This window comes from Bradyrhizobium sp. AZCC 1693 (genome assembly GCF_036924745.1).
In the GTDB taxonomy this organism is placed as follows: Bacteria; Pseudomonadota; Alphaproteobacteria; order Rhizobiales; family Xanthobacteraceae; genus Bradyrhizobium.
The window spans coordinates 3,997,784-4,014,662 of record NZ_JAZHSD010000001.1 but is presented as its reverse complement, the minus strand read 5'-3'; the positions used below and the strand labels follow the sequence as shown (position 1 = coordinate 4,014,662).

The window sequence follows — 16,879 nt, the reverse complement described above, 5'->3', positions numbered from 1 at the left end:
GTCCCGGACGCGGTGCAACGCGTAGCGTTGCTCCGCAGAGCCGGGACCTACACTGGATGGGCCCCGGCTCTGCAGCGCACCGCGTTGCGTTGCGCTGCGTCCGGGGCACGAAAGCGAGCTGTGCTATGGACGCTACCGTGAAGCAAGACGATCGCATTGGCGTGTTCGAAGAGCTGCTGAACGAGCGCTATTCCGTGCGCGCGTTCCTGCCGCAGGAGGTGCCGCGCGCGACGATCGAGCATATTCTCACGGTGGCGCAGCGCACGGCGTCATGGTGCAACAGCCAGCCCTGGCAGGTGCTGATCGCGAGCGGCGAGGCCAAGGAAAAATTTCGCGAGGCGATCTACGCCGAGGCCGCGTCCGGCGCCAGGGACGATCATGATTTCACGCCGCCGCGCGAATATCTCGGCGTCTATCTCGACCGCCGCCGCGAGAGCGGTTTTCAGCTCTACAACACGCTCGGTATCGCCAGAGGCGACAAGATGGCCTACGCCAAACAGGCGCTGGAGAATTACAATTTCTTCGGCGCGCCGCATGTTGCGATCATTCATACCGACGAGCCGCTCGGCATCTACGGCGCGGTCGATTGCGGCGCCTATGTCTCCAATTTCATGCTTGCCGCGCAGGCGCTCGGCCTCGGCACGATTCCCCAGGCCGCGCTGGCCCGACATTCCGGGCTGATCCGGCGGCACTTCAAGCTGCCCGACGATCGCCGCGTGGTCTGCGGCATCTCGTTCGGCTTTGCCGACCGCGCCCACAAGGTGAACAGCTACCGCACCTCGCGGGCGAGCGTGGCGGATAGCGTGACGTTCGTGGATTAGCGGGCAACAAACGTCGCCAAACGCTTGGAACACAAAAGAATCAACGTCATCCGCCTCGTCTGCAAAAATTAAACCTGAAAGCCGCGGGCTTGACCCGGGCATCCATCGGCTTCAAAGCAGGCTGCCATCTTTTCGATGGATTGCAGGCTCATCCCCGATCAGGTCGGGGACAGGCGCCCGGCAATGACGAGACGGAAAACGGAAGGCCTCCAATGAAATTTGGACCCGCGAAATACCTCGTCGCGCTGCTGCTGGCAGCCCCCTTGCTCACCGGTTGCCTCGAACGCGGCCAGCCGACCATGGTCGACACCAGCGCAGACGACGACGCATTCTGCCGCGCCAACAATGTCGCCGTGGGTTCAAACGACTACGTCAATTGCCGCAAGAACCGCGACGTTCAGCGCGGCAATGCCAATGCCCGCGCCGACCGTGCCCAACGCAATCTCGCCGAGCAGATGCTGAACAATCCGACCAGGCCGTGATCAGGAGGCCCTCATGAACGAAGATGTCTTCAATGCCAGCCTGCGCAAGTTTCTGAAGAAAGTCGGCATCACCTCGCAGCGCGAGATCGAAAAGGCCGTGCGCGACGCCATCGAGGCCGGCAAGCTCAAGGGTAATGAGAAGCTGGCGGCGAAGATGGTGCTGACGATCGGCGGCGTCAGCCTCTCGCATGAGATCGACGACGAGATCGAGCTCGGTTAGCACACGACCGTCATCGCCCGCCTTGTGCGCAATTGCGCACTGGGGCGGGTGATCCAGTATTCCAGAGAAATCAGTTTTCGAATCGATAGGCCGCGGCGTACTGGATGCCCGCCTTCGCGGGGCATGACGGCTATTTTTGCAGGGACAGCAGGTCAAGGGCCTGGTGCTGCGAACTTGAAGAAGCCGTGAGCCGTATCGGCTCGCCCGGTCGTCCCTCGCAAATCCATCTTCGAATCGATGCTATAAGCGCGGCATGGAACAACTTGCAATCAAGCTGCTGGGGTTTGCCGCTGCAACGTGCACGACCCTCGCTTATGCACCGCAGTTCGTGAAAGTCTGGAGAACCCGCTCCACCGAAGACATTTCGCTTGGAATGTTCCTCGTCATGGTGCTCGGCATCCTGCTTTGGCTGTTGTACGGCCTGCTTGCCGGAGATGCGCCGCTGATCGTCGCGAATGCGGTTACGATCGTCCTGGCCGGCGGAATCCTGTTCATGAAGCTGAAATACGGTTGACGCACCGCCAGCCGGCCCCGCGGCGGCCGCCGCAAACAAAAAACGCGGCAGGTTGCCCCGCCGCGTTCGGCATCAGCCGTAGCTGATAACCTTCACTCCTCGTCGTCCTGCTTCTTGCCGCCGATCGTCTTCAGCTTGGCGAACACGGCGTCGACGTTGAGATCGTCCTGCTGCTTCTCGCTCGGCTCGAATTCCGGCTCCTTCTTGGTGGTCTCGGAGGCCGGCAGCAGCGTCGCGCCGCCGTAGGCCGCGGGCACCGGCTTTTCCTTGGCCGCGCGCTGCACCTCGAAATCGAGCTCGATCTGCGAGCACAGGCCGAGCGTCACCGGGTCCATCGGGGTTAGCGTCGAGGCATTCCAATGGGTGCGGTCGCGGACGCTGGCGATGGTGGTCTTGGTGGTGCCGACCAGGCGCATGATCTGCGCGTCCTTCAATTCCGGGTGGTTGCGGACCAGCCACAGGATCGCGCTCGGCCGCTCGTGGCGGCGCGACACCGGGGTGTAGCGCGGGCCCTTCTTCTTGGCGGCCGGCGGCAGCACAACCTTGCTCTCGCCGAGCTTGAGGCGGTAGTTCGGGTCCTTTTCACCCTTTTCGATCTCGTCGCGGCTCAATTGGCCGGTCGAAATCGGGTCCATGCCCTTGATGCCCTGGGCGGCGTCGCCGTCCGCAATGGCGCGGACCTCAAGGGGGTGCATTTTGGTGAAATCGGCCACCTGGTCGAAGGTCAGCGCGGTATTGTCAACCAGCCACACGGCAGTCGCTTTTGGCATCAGCGGTGCATTGCTCATGGCAAATCTCCTTTGTGCCTCGCCCACCTCTTTTGGAGGCGAAGCCTATGGTCATCGGGGATGACGGGAATTAGGGCGCTATATACGCCTTCCCGGGGTATTGGCGCAATGGTCTGCTAAAGTGCCTTGACAGGGCCCGAAAGCAGTCCCAAGTCCTTATCCGAATTGGCCGTTCCCTGCCCGCCGGCAAGGGGTGATTCGGTCCCCGAGATAGCCCCCATGCCTTCTGTGTCAACGCCAGCTAAACCAGACCTCAGAATCGTGCTTTGTTCCCCCCGGGGTTTCTGCGCCGGGGTGGTGCGGGCCATCGACACCGTGGAGCGGGCGCTCGCCATCTACGGCGCCCCGGTCTATGTCCGCCACGAGATCGTGCATAACCGCTACGTGGTCGACAGCCTGAAGACCAAGGGCGCGATCTTCGTCGAGGAACTCGCCGAAATCCCTGATAATACCAACGCCCCGGTGGTGTTCTCGGCCCATGGGGTTCCCAAATCGGTTCCGGCCGATGCCCGTGCCCGCAATTTCTTCTCGCTGGATGCGACCTGCCCGCTGGTCACGAAGGTGCACCGCGAGGCCGCGATCCATTTCAAGCGTGGCCGCGAAATCCTGCTGATCGGGCATTCCCACCACCCCGAGGTGGTCGGCACGCTCGGCCAGCTGCCGGCCGGCGCGGTGACGCTGATCGAGACCGCTGATGACGCCAAGACGTTTGCGCCGAAGGATCCCAACAACCTCGCTTTCGTGACCCAGACGACGCTGTCGATCGACGACACCGCCGAGATCGTCGCGCTCCTGAAGGAGCGCTTTCCGAACATCAACGGGCCGCACAAGGAAGACATCTGCTACGCCACCACCAACCGCCAGCTCGCGGTGAAGAAGGTGGCGCCGGTGGTCGATGCGCTGATCGTGGTCGGCGCGCCGAACTCGTCGAACTCGCAGCGGCTGCGCGAGGTTGCCGAGCGCGAGGGCTGCAGGATCGCGATCCTGGCGCAGCGTGCCTCGGATCTCGACTGGTCGCGCTTCGAGGGCATCAAGAGCCTCGGCATCACCGCGGGCGCATCCGCGCCGGAAGTGATCGTCGAGGAAATCATGGGCGCGTTTGCCGAGCGGTTCGAATTGCATGTGGAGACGGTGTCGGCCGCGGAGGAGAACGAGTTCTTCCCGCTGCCGCGTTCGCTGCGGCCCGAAGCTGCCGCCGAGTAGTCGCGATGGCGGTTTACACCGACGTCGCCGCCGAAGACCTCGCGGAGTTCCTGAAAGGTTACGACATCGGCGAGTTGCTCTCCTACAAGGGCATCGCCGAGGGCGTCGAGAATTCCAACTTCCTGCTGCATACCAGCAAGGGCGCGTTCATCCTCACGCTCTACGAAAAGCGCGTGGCGGTGGATGACTTGCCGTACTTCCTGTCGCTGATGGCGCATCTGGCCGAGCGCGGTGTGCGTTGTCCGCAGCCGGCGAGGAATCGCAAGGGCGAGGTCTATAGCGAGCTTGCGGGCCGTCCCGCGGCGATCATCAACTTTCTCGAAGGCGTGTGGCCGCGGCGGCCCAACGCCGCGCATTGTGCCGGCGTGGGCGAAGCGCTTGCGAAAATGCATCTGGCGGGGCGTGACTTCCCGATGTTCCGCAAGAACCCGCTGTCGGTCGAGGGCTGGCGGCCGCTGTTCGATCTCGCCGCGCCGCGTGCGGATAGCGTCGCGCCCGGCTTGCATGACTTCATTGCGCGCGAGCTCGATCACCTCGACGCGTGCTGGCCGAAAGATCTGCCGCCCGGCGTCATCCATGCCGATCTGTTTCCCGACAATGTGTTCTTCCTCGGCGACAAGCTGTCGGGGCTGATCGACTTCCCGTTTTCCTGCAACGACATTTTGGCCTACGACGCCGCCATCTGCCTGAACGCATGGTGCTTCGAAGCGGATCATTCCTTCAACGTCACCAAGGCCCGCGCGCTGCTCAATGCCTACGGCCGCGAGCGCCAATTGTCTGATACCGAGCAGGAGGCGCTGCCGCTGCTGGCGCGCGGCGCGGCGCTGCGTTTCCTGCTGACGCGGCTGGTCGATTTTCTCAACGTACCGCCGGGCGCGCTGGTGAAGCCAAAGGACCCGCTCGAATATGTCCGCAAGCTGCGCTTCCACCAGAATGTCGCGAGCGTGCGCGATTACGGCCTGACCCAGCCAGGATGCGTCGCTTGAGCGAACTCCCTCACGTGACGGTCTTCACCGACGGCGCCTGCTCGGGCAATCCCGGCCCCGGCGGGTGGGGCGCCATCCTGAGATTCGGCGACAAAGAGAAGGAACTGAAGGGCGGCGAGGCCCACACCACCAACAACCGCATGGAGCTGATGGCGGCGATCTCGGCGCTGGAAGCGCTGAAGAAGCCGTGCGTGGTCGACCTCACCACCGACAGCCAGTACGTCCGGCAGGGCATCACCGGCTGGATCCACGGCTGGAAGAAAAACGGCTGGCGTACCGCCGACAGGAAGCCGGTCAAGAATGTCGAACTATGGCAGCGGCTCGATGCCGCGCTGAAACCGCATCAGGTGCGCTGGCACTGGATCAAGGGCCACGCCGGCCACGCCGAAAACGAGCGCGCCGATCAATTGGCGCGCGAAGGCGTGGCGATGGCGAGGCTGCAGGAGAGAGTGGGGAAGTAGCTCTCCCCCTCTCCCCTTGTGGGAGAGGGTGGATCGAATGAGCGAAGCTTATTCGAGACGGGTGAGGGGTTCTCTCCGCAAACACAGACCGCTTACGCGGAGACAGACCCCTCATCCGGCGGACTGCGTCCGCCACCTTCTCCCACAAGGGGAGAAGGAAGGAAGAGTGTTATTCGCAGCGAGAGTGCCTCAGCTCAGAGCTGCCCCAGCAGCGTATCGCCGCCGGAGACTTCGACCTTGCCCGGCGCCGGCTCGAGGTTGAGCTTCTTGACCACGCCGTCGTCCACCAGCATCGAATAGCGCTTGGAGCGGATGCCCAGCCCGTTGCCGGAGGCGTCGAGCTCCATGCCGATCGCCTTGGTGAAATCGGCATTGCCGTCGGCGAGGAATACGGCTTCGTCGCGCTGGTCGGTGTCGCGCTTCCAGGCGTTCATCACGAAAGCGTCGTTGACCGAGACGATGGCGATGGTGTTCACGCCCTTGTCCTTGATGGCGTAGGCGTTGAGGAAGATGCTCGGCAGGTGCATCTTGTGGCAGGTGCCGGTATAGGCGCCGGGCACCGCGAACAGCGCCACCTTCTTGCCCTTGAAAATATCGTCGGTGGTTTTGACCTGCGGCCCTTCCGCCGTCATCACGCGAAACTTGGCTTCCGGCAGCTTGTCGCCAACTTGGATCGTCATCGTCATTCTCCCTTTAGGTGCGGCTGTGTCTTAAACCGGGCGGGTGACCGGCACAATATTCAGGAGAAGCGAAACGGCAACGGTATTGGCCGTTCACGCTTGCGTCATCACGGCGAAAAGCCGCCTTCGTCCAGGAATGCCTGCTCCTCTGGCGTGGTCGCGCGGCCCAAAATGCGGTTGCGGTGAGGGAAGCGCCCGAACCTCCGGATGATATCGGCGTGGTGCTCGGCCCATTTCAGGCTTTCGGTGTGGCCTGCGTTTCGCGACAGCTCGATGCAGCGCAATTGGTCGGCGAGAAGCTCCGAGTGCATCAAGGGCAGATAGAGGAATTCACGCAAGGCAGGATCGATCCGCGCGTCCACGCCGCCATCGATGGCGCGGTGCGCCACCTCGCGCGCCAATGCATCGCTGGCGTAGGTCATGGCGTCGCCGCGGAACATGTTGCGGGGGAACTGGTCGAGCACGATGACGAGCGCCAGCGCGCCGTCATCGCTCGTTTCCCACGATGATAATTCGCCGGCTGCCGCCTTCTGCCACAGGCCGAGAGAGCGCCGGCGCACCTCGGCGTCGAACGCTTCATCGGGCGTGTACCAGCGCTTCGGGCCGGCATCACGCCAGAACGCCAGAATATCGGCCGGCGTGACGGAAGTTTCAGTCATCGACAGGAAGCCGTGCGCCTGTTAGGCCGCGGCCTTCTTCTCGTCGCGCAGTTCGCGGCGCAGGATCTTGCCGACATTGGTCTTCGGCAGATCGGTCCTGAACTCGATCTGCTTGGGGACCTTGTAGGCGGTGAGCTGCGTGCCGCAGTACTTGATGACCTCCTCAGCCGTGAGGTTCGGGTCCTTCTTGACGATGAAGGCTTTCACCGCCTCGCCGGACTTGGAGTCCTGTACCCCGATCACGGCGCATTCCAGCACGCCCGGATGGCTCGCGATCACTTCCTCGATCTCGTTCGGATAGACGTTGAAGCCCGAGACCAGGATCATGTCCTTCTTGCGGTCGACGATCTTGGTGTAGCCCCGCTCATCCATTACGCCGATGTCGCCGGTGCGGAAAAAGCCGTCCGCGGTCATCACGTTGGCGGTCTCTTCCGGCCGGTTCCAGTAGCCGGCCATCACCTGCGGGCCCTTGGCGCAGATCTCGCCGGCTTCGCCGAGCGGCAATTCCTTGCCGTCATCGTCGCGGATCGAGACGTAGGTCGAGGGTACCGGGAGGCCGATCGTACCGGAGAACTCCTCGATGTCGGCGCGATTGCAGGTCAGCGTCGGCGACGTCTCCGACAGGCCGTAGCCTTCCGACAGCGCGCAGCCGGTGGTCTTCAGCCATTTCTCGGCCACGGGCTTTTGCGTCGCCATGCCGCCGCCATTGGAGATTTTCAGTTTGGAGAAATCGAGCTTGTCGAACCCCGGTGTGTTCAACAGGCCGTTGTAGAGCGTGTTGACGGCCGGGAAAAAGCTGACTTGGTACTTCGATAACTCCTTGACGAATCCGGCCATGTCGCGCGGGTTGGGAATCAGCAGATTGGTGCCGCCGGCGCGCACTCCCAGGAGGTAGCACGCGGTCAGTGCAAAGATGTGATAGAGCGGCAGCGCGCAGACGATGACCATCTGGTCGACAATCGGCGGCTTCTTCAGCGCCGGCTGCAGCCAGGCGTCGTTCTGCAGCACGTTGGCAAGAATGTTCTTGTGCAGCAGCGTGGCGCCCTTGGAGACGCCGGTGGTGCCGCCGGTATATTGCAGGAAGGCGACGTCATCGCGGTTGAGCTGCGGCTTGTTGAGCTTCAGGCTGCGGCCGGCGGCGAGCGCCTCGTTGAACGAGACCGCGCCCGGGATCGACCAGGCCGGCACCATCTTCTTCACCTTGCGCACGACCAGGTTGACGATCACGCCCTTGAAGCCGAGCAGGTCGCCCATGCTGCCGACGATCACATGCTTGACCGCGGTCCTCGCGATCACCTGCTGCACCGTGGTAGCGAAATTCTCCAGAACGACGATCGCCTCTGCGCCGGAATCCTTGAGCTGATGTTCGAGCTCGCGCGGGGTGTAGAGCGGATTGACGTTCACGACAGCATAGCCGGCGCGCAGCACGGCGGCGGTCGAGACCGGATATTGCAGCACGTTCGGCATCATCAGCGCGACGCGGGCGCCCTTTGGCAGGCCCTTGCTTTGCAGATAGGCGCCGAGTGCGGCCGACATGTCGTCGAGATCGCGGTAGCTGATCGACTTGTCCATGCAGATGAACGCCTTGCGGTCGGCGAACTTCGCAAAGCTCTCTTCCAGCAGCTCAACCAGCGATGAGTACTGGGTGACGTCGATATCGGCTGGCACGCCGGCCGGATATTGCTTGAGCCAGATCCGCTCCATGGTATTTCCCCTCTGGTTGTTTCCCTGTTTCTTGGCCGGGCCGCCTTGTTTTGGGCAGTATTGTGAATGCCGCCGCCGATGGCAAGCGGCTGCGTGCTGTCGACGCATCTCAGCGACCTGGAATAATTCGGACGAACGGCAGGAAAACTGCCGAATTACGCGGCTTCGCGGCCCGTTAACCAGCCGGCTTGGTTTCGCCCTTGGGTTTAGCGGCAGCCTTCGGCTTGGCCGGCTTCGGCGCGGGCTTGTCTCCGGCGGCGGCGGGCTTGGCGGCTGGCTTTCTTTCGGCCGAGGCGGCCGGCTTGGCGGCAGCCTCCGGCTTGGCGTTCGCATGCCTGACCGCCACAGGCTTGGCTGCCGGCTTTGCGCTGGCTTCAGCCTTGGGCGCCGCAGCGTCAGGCTTCTTCGCTGCAATCTTCGATTTCTTGCCGCGCTTGGCCGGCGTCTGCTTTTCGGCCTCAGCCGCAACGGCCGCGATCAATGCGGCGCCGGTCTTGGTCGGGCCGGTATAGACCGGGATCGGCTCTGACGCCGCCGCCTCCGCAGCCAGCATTTCCGAGGGCTTGCCCATCGGCGGCTGCAGCCCGGCGGTGAAGAACGCGACCGCGCTCTCGCCGGTCGACGCGTTGCCGTTGGCGGCGACGACGTCGGCGTCCTCGTCGGTGGCCGGCCGCTTGCGCTTGCCGTTGCACATCTCGTCGCGCAGGTTCGGCGGCGTAGCATCGATCGGAACCAGATTGTCGACGGTGCCGAGCGCGGGCTTCAGCCAACCCAGCCCGCCGCCGAAGCCGCGCTCCAGCAATTGCGCCGCGCGAACCGCGCGCGCCTGTCCCGACGATGCGCCGAGCACGACGGCGATCAGCCGCTTGCCGTTACGCGTCGCGGAGGCGACCAGATTGTAGCCGGAAGCGCAGATGAAGCCGGTCTTGAAGCCATCGGCGCCCGGATAGCGCCCGATCAGCTTGTTGAAATTCTGCGTCACCCTGCGCCCGTAGCGGATCGACGGGATGTGCATGAAGTATTCGTATTCCGGCAGGTCGCGAATGACGGCGCGCGCCAGGATCGCGAGATCGCGCGCCGAGGTGATCTGTCCGTCCGCCGGCAGGCCGTTCGGATTGACATAGCTCGTCTGCGTCATGCCGAGTTTTTGCGCGGTCTGGTTCATCATGCCGGAGAAACCGTCGATCGATCCGCCGACGCCTTCGGCAAGCACCACGGCCATGTCATTGGCCGACTTCACCATCATCATCTTGAGCGCGTTGTCGACGGTGACCTGGATGCCCGGACGGAAACCCATCTTGGACGGCGACTGCGAGGCTGCGACCGGCGACACCGTCAGCAACGTGTCGAGCGACAGACGCCCTTCCTTCACCGCCTTCAGCGTGACGTAGGCCGTCATGATCTTGGTCACCGAGGCGGGGTACCAGGGCATGGTGGCGTTGTCGGCCTGCAGCACCTTGCCGGTATCGGCTTCGACGACCAGCAGCGCTTCGGCGTGCACGGCGCGCGGCGTCACGACGGCAAGCGCCGCCACGAGGAAGATCCAGTTCAACGACGAATGGCGTGGCAGCAGGCGAAGAAAATGCACTTTTCCGTTCCGGTCCTTTGAGACCCTGCCTTCGAAAAGGAGGTCCTTGAGAATCTAACGTTCGGGTTTCAAGCGTGTCCGGCGCCGTCGCTTTGCGGCAAGGCGCAAACCTATACCGGCTTGGCGGGCCAGAACAGAGCCCGGGCGATTAAATGGTGGACGAAATCGTCGCAAATTCGGCGATGTCCAAACCGTGATCGCGCTCACGCAGGCCCTATTTGGCCTCGATTCCGGCACGCGCATTCTCCTGGACCATGAACTGGGCCTTCGCGAGTTCCGCAAAGCGTCCGCCCTTGGCCACTAGTTCATCAAAAGTTCCGCTTTCGATCACGCGGCCGTTGTCGAACATCAGGATGCGGGTGGCGTTGCGGATGGTCGAAAGCCGGTGCGCGATCACAAACGTGGTGCGGCCCTTCATCACCTCGTCGAGCGCGGCATTGACCTTGGCCTCGGTGACGGCATCGAGCGCGCTTGTCGCCTCGTCGAGGATCAGGATCGGCGGATCTTTCAACAGTGCGCGCGCGATCGACAGGCGTTGTCGCTCGCCGCCGGACAGCATGCGGCCGCGTTCGCCGGCATGGGTTTCGAATTTCTTGTCGCTGCGTTCGATGAATTCGAGAGCCTGCGCGCGGCTTGCCGCGAGGCGCATTTCCTCGTCGGTCGCGTCCGGCTTGCCGACCTGCAGATTCTCGGCAATCGAGCGGTTGAACAGCAGTGCCTCCTGGAACACCACGCCGATGTTCCGCCGTAGTGCCGTCAGCTTCAGGCCGCGGATATCCATGCCGTCGATCTTGATGATGCCGGATTGCGGATCGAAGGCGCGGTGCAATAGCGCGATCGCCGTCGACTTGCCCGCGCCGGTTGGGCCGACCAGGGCGATGGTCTGGCCGGGCAGGGCGGTAAACGAAACGTCTTCGACCGCGGGCCGCTTGCCGTCATAGGAAAACGAGACGTCGTGGAATTCGACGAGGCCGGAAAGCCGCCCGGTATCCATGGCGTTGGGCCGGTCGCGGACCGCGGGAACCGCGTCCAGCACGTCGAAGAATTCCTGCAGGCGCGGGGCCTCCATGAACACGCTGTTGATGAAGCTCACCACCTGTTCGAGCTTCTGGATCAGCATGGTCGCGAAGCTCACGAACATCACGATCTCGCCGACCGTCGTCTGTCCCTGTGCGTGCAGGTAGATGCCGATGGTGAAGATCGCGAGCACGGTGATGGTGGTGGAGGCGCGGGTGATGACGGTGACCAGCGCCCACCAGCCCAATACCGGCATCTGCGCAGCGAGCAGTTTGTCGGCGACGAAGCGCAAGCCCTGAACTTCGGCATCGATCCGCACGAAGCTCTGCACCAGCGCGACATTGCCGAGCGCGTCGGAGGCGCGCGTAGACAGATCGCTGTACTGCGCCTCGACCTCGCTCTGCATGCCGTAGGTCTTGCGCACCACCAGCGTGGTCAGCACGGTGAACACCACGCACAGCACGAACAACAGGATCGCCAGCCGCCAATTGATGTAAAGCGCCAGCGGCAGCAGCACCACCAGCGACAGGATGGCGGCAAAGTGCTCGCGGAAGAAGGCGAGCCAAAGCCGCCACAGCGAGTCGGTGCCGTTCAGCATCACCTTCATCAGCCGGCCGGAATGGGTGCCGGTGTGGAAGGTCAGCGGCAGTTGCATGATGTGTTCGAAATAATCCGTCAGCACCGCCTGGCGCTGGCGGTGCGCCAGCTTGTCGGCGTGGAGCGCGACAATGGCGCTGCAGCCGATGGTGAACAGGCCGAACGCCACCCAGGCCGCCAGCAGCGGCCAGGCCGAGTTCGAGGCCAGCGGGCCGGTCTGTGGCTTGCCCGAGAGCACGTCGACAATCTTGCCGAACAGCACCGGCTCGGCGAATTGCGCGCCGGCCAGCAGCAGATTGGCGAAGGCCAGAATCCAGCCCAGCCGCGCCTCCTTGCCGAGCAGCTCGAGGACGCGGGTGTAAAGGCGCAGCATGGACATTCGGGCAGAAACTCGAGGGGCAAACGGGACGCGATCAGCCATTCTAATCAGGGATCGACGCCGAGAACCAGCGCGAAGACGCGCTCCTCACCACGAGGAGATCGAGCTTTACTCAATTGCTCAAACGGCCGTTGAGCGGCGGCAGGAACTGGTCGTCGAAGATGTCGGAGGCCTGCGGCCGCTTCTGAAACTTGAAATCTTCTCCGACCTGGTCGATCGAGCGTTCGAAGCGCGCCGGATCGATCGCGCCGATGCCGTTGCGTTTCACTTCGCTGGTCAGGATGTTGTCGCGCAGGATGGCGTGCAGGCGTTCGAGCTCGAGGTCCTTTGAGCCGCCGTCCATGCGATTGGCTACTTCGGTCGCGGCGCCTGCGGGGTCCTTGATGGTCAGATGCAGGCCGCCGATCACGGCCCGCACGAATCCCTTCACCGCCTCGGGCTTGGCGGCCGCCAGCGCCGGATTGGCGATAACAGCGAAACCATAGGCTTCGCAGCCATAGTCGGCGAATTTCAGCACCGCCAGATCGTCGGCCGGCACGCCCCGGTCCTTCAGATTGATCGCCGACAGATAGGAGAATCCGGTCACGGCATCGATCTGGCCCGCCGACAGCATCGGCTCGCGCACCGCGGCGCTGATGCTGCTCTGCTTCACGCTCTTGATCTTGATGCCGTTCAGGTTTGCCACCGCCGGCCACAGCCGGACCGACAGGTCGCCTTCGGCGACGCCGAGATTCTTGCCCTCGATATCGGTCAGTGCGCGGACGCCGCGGCTCTTGCGGGCGATGATGGAATAGGGCGCCCGGTTGAACAGCACGAACACCGCCTTGATCCGGGGGCTGCCCTGCTTGTCCTTGTCGCGAAACCGCATCAACGCGTTGATGTCGACCAGCGCAAAATCGCTGGTGCCCGCCGCGACGCGCGCAATCGCATCCGATGATCCGCTGGCGATGTTGGTCGTGACCGCAAGCGCTTCCGCGCCGAACAGGCCGCCGGCTGCCGCCATCACGAACGGGGCGGCTGCGGCATCGATCGGCCGGTCGAGCGAAAACTGGATCTGGAGCGGAGCCCTGGGCTCGTCTGCGGCCAGGACATTGCTCGCCATGAAGCCCGCAATTGCACACAGCCCGGCAAGGGAGGCCAAAAGAACGCTCGAGAGAGCGCTCAGGCGAGAGCGGATGGCGTTGGTCCTGACAGCACGCATCGAGGTTACATCAGCACGAGGTGGGACAAGTTGCCGCGCCGGCGATGACTGTTTCGTGACATCGCCAACGGCATGAATCGCCCTTGGGCGGGCCATTCTGCAGCATCTAACCTGAACGGTCGATGACTGCCACGACTTTGCCAGGGATCGTTCAGCTGCCGTTCGGATTGGGGAACCTAGTATCCGCTCGGTGGTTAGCTATCGAGGGCCTGTCGGGCCTAGCTCCCACGGAGGATGTCGAGATGTTTGCGCGAAAGGGTTTGTTTTCATCGATCGGCCGCGCCGGCGCGGTGGCGACGATCGCGGCGGTGGCGCTGACGGCGGTCCAGCCGTCGATGGCCTTCGCCGGCTCCGCGACTTCAGGCAAGGGCGTGACGGCGTCCGCCGGGACCAGCGATGCGACCGATATCAGCGCGCGCCGCAGGCATTATCGCGGCGGCGGTGGTGCTGCGGCAGCGGCGGCCTTTGCCGGCATCGTCGGCACGGGGCTCGCGATCGCGGCCGCCCAGAACCGCCGCGATTACTACTACGACAACTACGGCTACTATGGCGGCCCGGCCTATTACGGTCGCCCGGCCCCGTACTATTACGCGCCCCGCGCTTATTACGGCGGTGGCCCCTACTATGGCGGCTGGTAACGCGATCGCTAAAATCGCAACTGTTAAAGATGAATCCACCGGCCATCCCGGCCGGTGGATTTTTTTATGGTTGTGGGCCCGCCCGTTAACACGCTGCCCACGGCTTTGCATTAGGTTCGGAGAATGAGTGATTCGCTCGAACGGCTTTATCAGGCTGTCCTCGCGGCCAGGGATCTCGATCCGGCGACGTCGCGAACGGCCCGGCTGTTTCAGCGCGGCCCCTCCAAGATGGCCAAGAAGCTCGCCGAGGAAGCCATCGAAGTCGTCATCGACGCCGTCAACGGCAAGACTGAGGCGGTGGTCCGCGAGAGCGCCGATCTGCTCTACAACCTGATCGTTTTGTGGGCTTCGGCCGGCGTGAAGCCGGAAGACGTCTGGCGCGAAATGGAGCGGCGCGAGGATATGCTCGGCATCGCCGAGAAGCTGCCGAAGTCGGCGGTCAAAATGCCCAAAGCCCTGGCGGCCAAGGCGCTCCCTGCCAAGACTTTGCCAAAAACTTTGCCCAAGGAGTTGTCCAAGGCGACGGCGTCCCCTGCGGTCCGGCGGCGAATTGCCGCGCTGGAAGGCCGCTCCTCGCGCAAACGGCACTAATTCCTCCCGAATTCCGTCCTTTTCCGGCATGGACAAATCCGCCGCATGATGGTTCATGCGCGCATGCTCAAACGGACCTACGACTGGTGCATCGACGCCGCCGACAAGCCCTACGCGCTCTGGATTCTGGCGGCGGTCGCGTTCGCGGAAAGCTCGTTCTTCCCGATTCCCCCCGATATCATGCTGCTGCCGATGTCGCTGGCGCGGCCGAAGAAGGCATGGTGGTTCGCGACCGTGTGCACGATCGCTTCCGTCGCCGGCGGCATGCTCGGATACGCGATCGGCGCGCTGCTCTACGATTCGATCGGGCACTGGCTCATCACCATCTACGGTCTCAGTGACAAGGTCGAGACCTTCCGGGCCTCCTATGCCGAATGGGGCGCGGTGATCATCCTGCTGAAGGGGCTGACGCCGATCCCCTACAAGCTCGTCACCATCACCTCGGGCTTCGCCGGCTACAATATCTGGCTGTTTATCCTGTGCTCCGTCGTGGCGCGCGGCGGGCGCTTCTTCGTCGTCGCCGTTCTGCTCAACCGCTACGGCGACCTGATCCGGAGCGAACTGGAAAAGCGGCTCGGCCTGTGGGTTGCCATCGGGGCGGTTGTACTGGTGCTCGGCTTCTACATCGCGTTCAAGCTGGTCTAGATCGCGTTCAAGCTGATCTAGCGCTTTGCCGGCATCCCGGCTTCAGGCTACGTTCGTGTCATGCGCAAACCATTCGGGACGCAACTTGCGACCGCCGGCCTCGTTGCATCCATGCTGGCGGCCGCTCTCGAAGCCGGCTGGCCGCAGGCCGCGCCTCCACCTAGGCTCGGCGTGCAGTCGCCGGCCCAGCAACCGCTGCCGGCTCAGCCCGAGCCGCAGCAGATCGAGCCGGCCGCGCCGCGACGCGAGGAAAATCCGGGGCTGATCAACGAAATCGAAAAACTGTTCGAGAAATCCAAATCGCTGCTGCCGCCGCTGAAGAGCCCGGGCGAGACCATCGACGATTTCAACGCGCGCACCAAGGACGCCGGCCAGAGCCTGTCGAACATGGCCAGGCCCTCGATCATGGTGAGCGGGCGAGCGGCATGTCTTGTGGCGGCCAACGGCGCGCCGGACTGTAAGGCCGGCGCCGACCGGCTGTGCCAGATCAAGGGCTACAAGGAAGGCAAGAGCCTCGATACCGACGCGGCCGAGAAATGCTCGCCGAAAGTGTACCTGCCCGGCCGCAAGCGCGAGCCGGGCGACTGCAAGACGGAAAATTACGTGACGAGGGCGCTGTGCCAGTAGCGCCAAAACGCAATACTTGACACTGGAAAGATTGCCTTGTTGGTATGACGTCCGGCATCTCTACGGCGATGCCTCACCCGCTTGAATAAACCGAAGGATCGTCTCGAATGTCCATGCCTGCCTTGTTCAAGGGCCGTCTGTCGCTACCCGTGATCGGTGCGCCGCTCTTCATCATTTCCGTGCCGGATCTGGTGATCGCACAATGCAAGGCGGGTGTGGTGGGCTCGTTTCCGGCGCTGAACGCCCGGCCGCCGGCGCTGCTCGACGAATGGCTGGCGCGGATCAAGGAAGAGCTTGCGGCCTACGACAAGGCCAACCCTGCGCGGCCGTCGGCACCGTTTGCGGTGAACCAGATCGTGCACAAGTCGAACAACCGGCTCGATCAGGATCTGGCGCTTTGTGAAAAGCACAAGGTGCCGATGATGATCACCTCTCTCGGTGCGCGCGAGGAACTCAATCAGGCCGCGCATGGCTGGGGCTGTATCGTTTTCCACGACGTGATCAATCAGAAATTCGCGCACAAGGCGGTCGAGAAGGGCGCTGACGGATTGATCCTGGTCTCGGCCGGCGCCGGCGGCCATGCCGGCGAGATTTCGCCGCTGGCCTTCGTGGCGGAGACGCGGGCCTGGTTCGACGGTCCGATCGCGTTGTCGGGCGCGATTGCGAACGGCCGCGCCATCCGCGCCGCGCGCATACTGGGCGCCGACTTTGCCTATATCGGCTCCGCCTTCATCGCCACCACCGAAGCCAATGCGGTCGAGGGCTACAAGCAGATGATCACGGCCTCGGCCGCGGAAGACATCGTCTATTCCAACCTGTTCACCGGCGTACACGGCAATTATCTGAAGCCGTCGATCGTCGCGGCCGGCATGGACCCCGACAATCTCCCGACCTCGGATCCCTCAAAAATGAGCTTCGGTACGGATGCGTCGGGCGAGCGCGCCAAGCCAAAGGCCTGGAAGGAAATCTGGGGCTCCGGCCAGGGCGTCGGCAGCGTCGCCAAGGTCTTGCCGGCTGCCGAACTGATCGCGCGGTTCAGACAAGAATATGACGAGGCGATCGACCCCGCACTGTAACG

19 protein-coding genes are annotated in these 16,879 nt (G+C 63.5%); 12 read left to right on the top strand and 7 right to left on the bottom strand.

Features of this window, described 5'->3' with window-relative positions:
* Positions 1-125: 125 nt before the first annotated feature.
* The 4 genes from V1293_RS19190 (at position 126) to V1293_RS19175 (ending at position 2,037) form a co-directional block, all read left to right on the top strand.
* Positions 126-821 (top strand): nitroreductase, encoded by a 696-nt coding sequence (locus V1293_RS19190; protein WP_334511410.1) that lies wholly within the window; start codon positions 126-128, stop codon positions 819-821.
* A gap of 212 nt (positions 822-1,033) precedes the next feature.
* Positions 1,034-1,303: a hypothetical protein gene (locus V1293_RS19185; protein WP_334511409.1), complete on the top strand. Its 270-nt coding sequence runs from the start codon at positions 1,034-1,036 to the stop codon at positions 1,301-1,303.
* A gap of 13 nt (positions 1,304-1,316) precedes the next feature.
* Positions 1,317-1,523, top strand: coding sequence for a DUF6494 family protein (locus tag V1293_RS19180; protein ID WP_334511408.1), 207 nt, complete (start codon positions 1,317-1,319; stop codon positions 1,521-1,523).
* 253 nt (positions 1,524-1,776) lie between these two features.
* The gene (locus V1293_RS19175) at positions 1,777-2,037 is read left to right on the top strand and encodes a SemiSWEET transporter (protein ID WP_334511407.1); all 261 of its coding nucleotides are present in this window, start codon (positions 1,777-1,779) and stop codon (positions 2,035-2,037) included.
* 92 nt (positions 2,038-2,129) lie between these two features.
* Here V1293_RS19175 and V1293_RS19170 read toward each other — a convergent pair whose 3' ends face one another.
* Complete coding sequence (locus V1293_RS19170) at positions 2,130-2,825, bottom strand: DUF1013 domain-containing protein (protein ID WP_334511406.1); 696 nt, start codon at positions 2,823-2,825, stop codon at positions 2,130-2,132.
* Positions 2,826-3,044: 219 nt separating this feature from the next.
* Here V1293_RS19170 and ispH point away from each other — a divergent pair, with 219 nt between their 5' ends.
* The 3 genes from ispH to rnhA are packed head-to-tail and all read left to right on the top strand — an operon-like array spanning position 3,045 to position 5,475.
* On the top strand, positions 3,045-4,028 hold the full coding sequence (gene ispH / locus V1293_RS19165; protein ID WP_334511405.1) for a 4-hydroxy-3-methylbut-2-enyl diphosphate reductase: 984 nt from the start codon (positions 3,045-3,047) through the stop codon (positions 4,026-4,028).
* Positions 4,029-4,033: 5 nt separating this feature from the next.
* Positions 4,034-5,014, top strand: a complete 981-nt coding sequence (locus tag V1293_RS19160) for a homoserine kinase (RefSeq protein ID WP_334511404.1) — start codon at positions 4,034-4,036, stop codon at positions 5,012-5,014.
* Positions 5,011-5,475, top strand: coding sequence for a ribonuclease HI (gene rnhA / locus V1293_RS19155; RefSeq protein WP_334511403.1), 465 nt, complete (start codon positions 5,011-5,013; stop codon positions 5,473-5,475). The genes V1293_RS19160 and rnhA overlap by 4 nt, the downstream gene beginning before the upstream one ends.
* Positions 5,476-5,669: 194 nt before the next feature.
* Here rnhA and V1293_RS19150 read toward each other — a convergent pair whose 3' ends face one another.
* The 6 genes from V1293_RS19150 to V1293_RS19125 form a co-directional block, all read right to left on the bottom strand.
* Positions 5,670-6,155 (bottom strand): peroxiredoxin, encoded by a 486-nt coding sequence (locus tag V1293_RS19150; protein ID WP_057854710.1) that lies wholly within the window; start codon positions 6,153-6,155, stop codon positions 5,670-5,672.
* 107 nt (positions 6,156-6,262) lie between these two features.
* A complete protein-coding gene (locus V1293_RS19145; RefSeq protein WP_334511402.1) occupies positions 6,263-6,814 on the bottom strand; it encodes a DUF924 family protein in 552 nt (183 codons plus the stop codon).
* Between the two features lie 21 nt (positions 6,815-6,835).
* Positions 6,836-8,518: a long-chain fatty acid--CoA ligase gene (locus V1293_RS19140; protein ID WP_334511401.1), complete on the bottom strand. Its 1,683-nt coding sequence runs from the start codon at positions 8,516-8,518 to the stop codon at positions 6,836-6,838.
* Positions 8,519-8,693: 175 nt separating this feature from the next.
* Positions 8,694-10,106 (bottom strand): D-alanyl-D-alanine carboxypeptidase family protein, encoded by a 1,413-nt coding sequence (locus V1293_RS19135; protein WP_334511400.1) that lies wholly within the window; start codon positions 10,104-10,106, stop codon positions 8,694-8,696.
* Between the two features lie 214 nt (positions 10,107-10,320).
* Entirely contained in the window at positions 10,321-12,099 is a 1,779-nt protein-coding gene (locus V1293_RS19130; RefSeq protein ID WP_334511399.1) for a glucan ABC transporter ATP-binding protein/ permease, read from the bottom strand.
* Between the two features lie 112 nt (positions 12,100-12,211).
* Positions 12,212-13,201, bottom strand: coding sequence for an ABC transporter substrate-binding protein (locus tag V1293_RS19125; RefSeq protein WP_334511398.1), 990 nt, complete (start codon positions 13,199-13,201; stop codon positions 12,212-12,214).
* A 341-nt stretch (positions 13,202-13,542) separates the two neighbouring features.
* Here V1293_RS19125 and V1293_RS19120 point away from each other — a divergent pair, with 341 nt between their 5' ends.
* The 5 genes from V1293_RS19120 to V1293_RS19100 all read left to right on the top strand — a co-directional run bounded on the left by V1293_RS19120 (position 13,543) and on the right by V1293_RS19100 (position 16,877).
* Positions 13,543-13,938, top strand: coding sequence for a hypothetical protein (locus tag V1293_RS19120; RefSeq protein ID WP_334511397.1), 396 nt, complete (start codon positions 13,543-13,545; stop codon positions 13,936-13,938).
* A gap of 123 nt (positions 13,939-14,061) precedes the next feature.
* Positions 14,062-14,529, top strand: coding sequence for a phosphoribosyl-ATP diphosphatase (hisE, locus tag V1293_RS19115; RefSeq protein ID WP_334511396.1), 468 nt, complete (start codon positions 14,062-14,064; stop codon positions 14,527-14,529).
* Positions 14,530-14,592: 63 nt separating this feature from the next.
* Positions 14,593-15,174 (top strand): YqaA family protein, encoded by a 582-nt coding sequence (locus V1293_RS19110; RefSeq protein WP_334516798.1) that lies wholly within the window; start codon positions 14,593-14,595, stop codon positions 15,172-15,174.
* 111 nt (positions 15,175-15,285) lie between these two features.
* Entirely contained in the window at positions 15,286-15,801 is a 516-nt protein-coding gene (locus V1293_RS19105; protein WP_334516796.1) for a hypothetical protein, read from the top strand.
* A gap of 107 nt (positions 15,802-15,908) precedes the next feature.
* Positions 15,909-16,877 carry an NAD(P)H-dependent flavin oxidoreductase gene (locus V1293_RS19100; protein ID WP_334511395.1) on the top strand — a complete coding sequence of 323 codons (969 nt, stop codon included), beginning with the start codon at positions 15,909-15,911 and terminating at the stop codon, positions 16,875-16,877.
* Positions 16,878-16,879 lie beyond the last annotated feature (2 nt).

What these genes read in the sequence shown, in the direction of transcription:
- V1293_RS19180 (WP_334511408.1), top strand. Translation starts at nt 1,317, where the DNA reads ATGAACGAAGATGTCTTCAATGCCAGCCTGCGCAAGTTTCTGAAGAAA.
- V1293_RS19100 (WP_334511395.1), top strand. Translation starts at nt 15,909, where the DNA reads ATGTCCATGCCTGCCTTGTTCAAGGGCCGTCTGTCGCTACCCGTGATC.
- V1293_RS19145 (WP_334511402.1), bottom strand. Translation starts at nt 6,814, where the DNA reads ATGACTGAAACTTCCGTCACGCCGGCCGATATTCTGGCGTTCTGGCGT.
- V1293_RS19185 (WP_334511409.1), top strand. Translation starts at nt 1,034, where the DNA reads ATGAAATTTGGACCCGCGAAATACCTCGTCGCGCTGCTGCTGGCAGCC.
- V1293_RS19125 (WP_334511398.1), bottom strand. Translation starts at nt 13,201, where the DNA reads ATGGCGAGCAATGTCCTGGCCGCAGACGAGCCCAGGGCTCCGCTCCAG.
- ispH (WP_334511405.1), top strand. Translation starts at nt 3,045, where the DNA reads ATGCCTTCTGTGTCAACGCCAGCTAAACCAGACCTCAGAATCGTGCTT.
- V1293_RS19190 (WP_334511410.1), top strand. Translation starts at nt 126, where the DNA reads ATGGACGCTACCGTGAAGCAAGACGATCGCATTGGCGTGTTCGAAGAG.
- V1293_RS19160 (WP_334511404.1), top strand. Translation starts at nt 4,034, where the DNA reads ATGGCGGTTTACACCGACGTCGCCGCCGAAGACCTCGCGGAGTTCCTG.
- V1293_RS19150 (WP_057854710.1), bottom strand. Translation starts at nt 6,155, where the DNA reads ATGACGATCCAAGTTGGCGACAAGCTGCCGGAAGCCAAGTTTCGCGTG.
- V1293_RS19110 (WP_334516798.1), top strand. Translation starts at nt 14,593, where the DNA reads ATGCTCAAACGGACCTACGACTGGTGCATCGACGCCGCCGACAAGCCC.
- hisE (WP_334511396.1), top strand. Translation starts at nt 14,062, where the DNA reads ATGAGTGATTCGCTCGAACGGCTTTATCAGGCTGTCCTCGCGGCCAGG.
- V1293_RS19105 (WP_334516796.1), top strand. Translation starts at nt 15,286, where the DNA reads ATGCTGGCGGCCGCTCTCGAAGCCGGCTGGCCGCAGGCCGCGCCTCCA.
- V1293_RS19175 (WP_334511407.1), top strand. Translation starts at nt 1,777, where the DNA reads ATGGAACAACTTGCAATCAAGCTGCTGGGGTTTGCCGCTGCAACGTGC.
- V1293_RS19140 (WP_334511401.1), bottom strand. Translation starts at nt 8,518, where the DNA reads ATGGAGCGGATCTGGCTCAAGCAATATCCGGCCGGCGTGCCAGCCGAT.
- V1293_RS19170 (WP_334511406.1), bottom strand. Translation starts at nt 2,825, where the DNA reads ATGAGCAATGCACCGCTGATGCCAAAAGCGACTGCCGTGTGGCTGGTT.
- V1293_RS19120 (WP_334511397.1), top strand. Translation starts at nt 13,543, where the DNA reads ATGTTTGCGCGAAAGGGTTTGTTTTCATCGATCGGCCGCGCCGGCGCG.
- V1293_RS19130 (WP_334511399.1), bottom strand. Translation starts at nt 12,099, where the DNA reads ATGTCCATGCTGCGCCTTTACACCCGCGTCCTCGAGCTGCTCGGCAAG.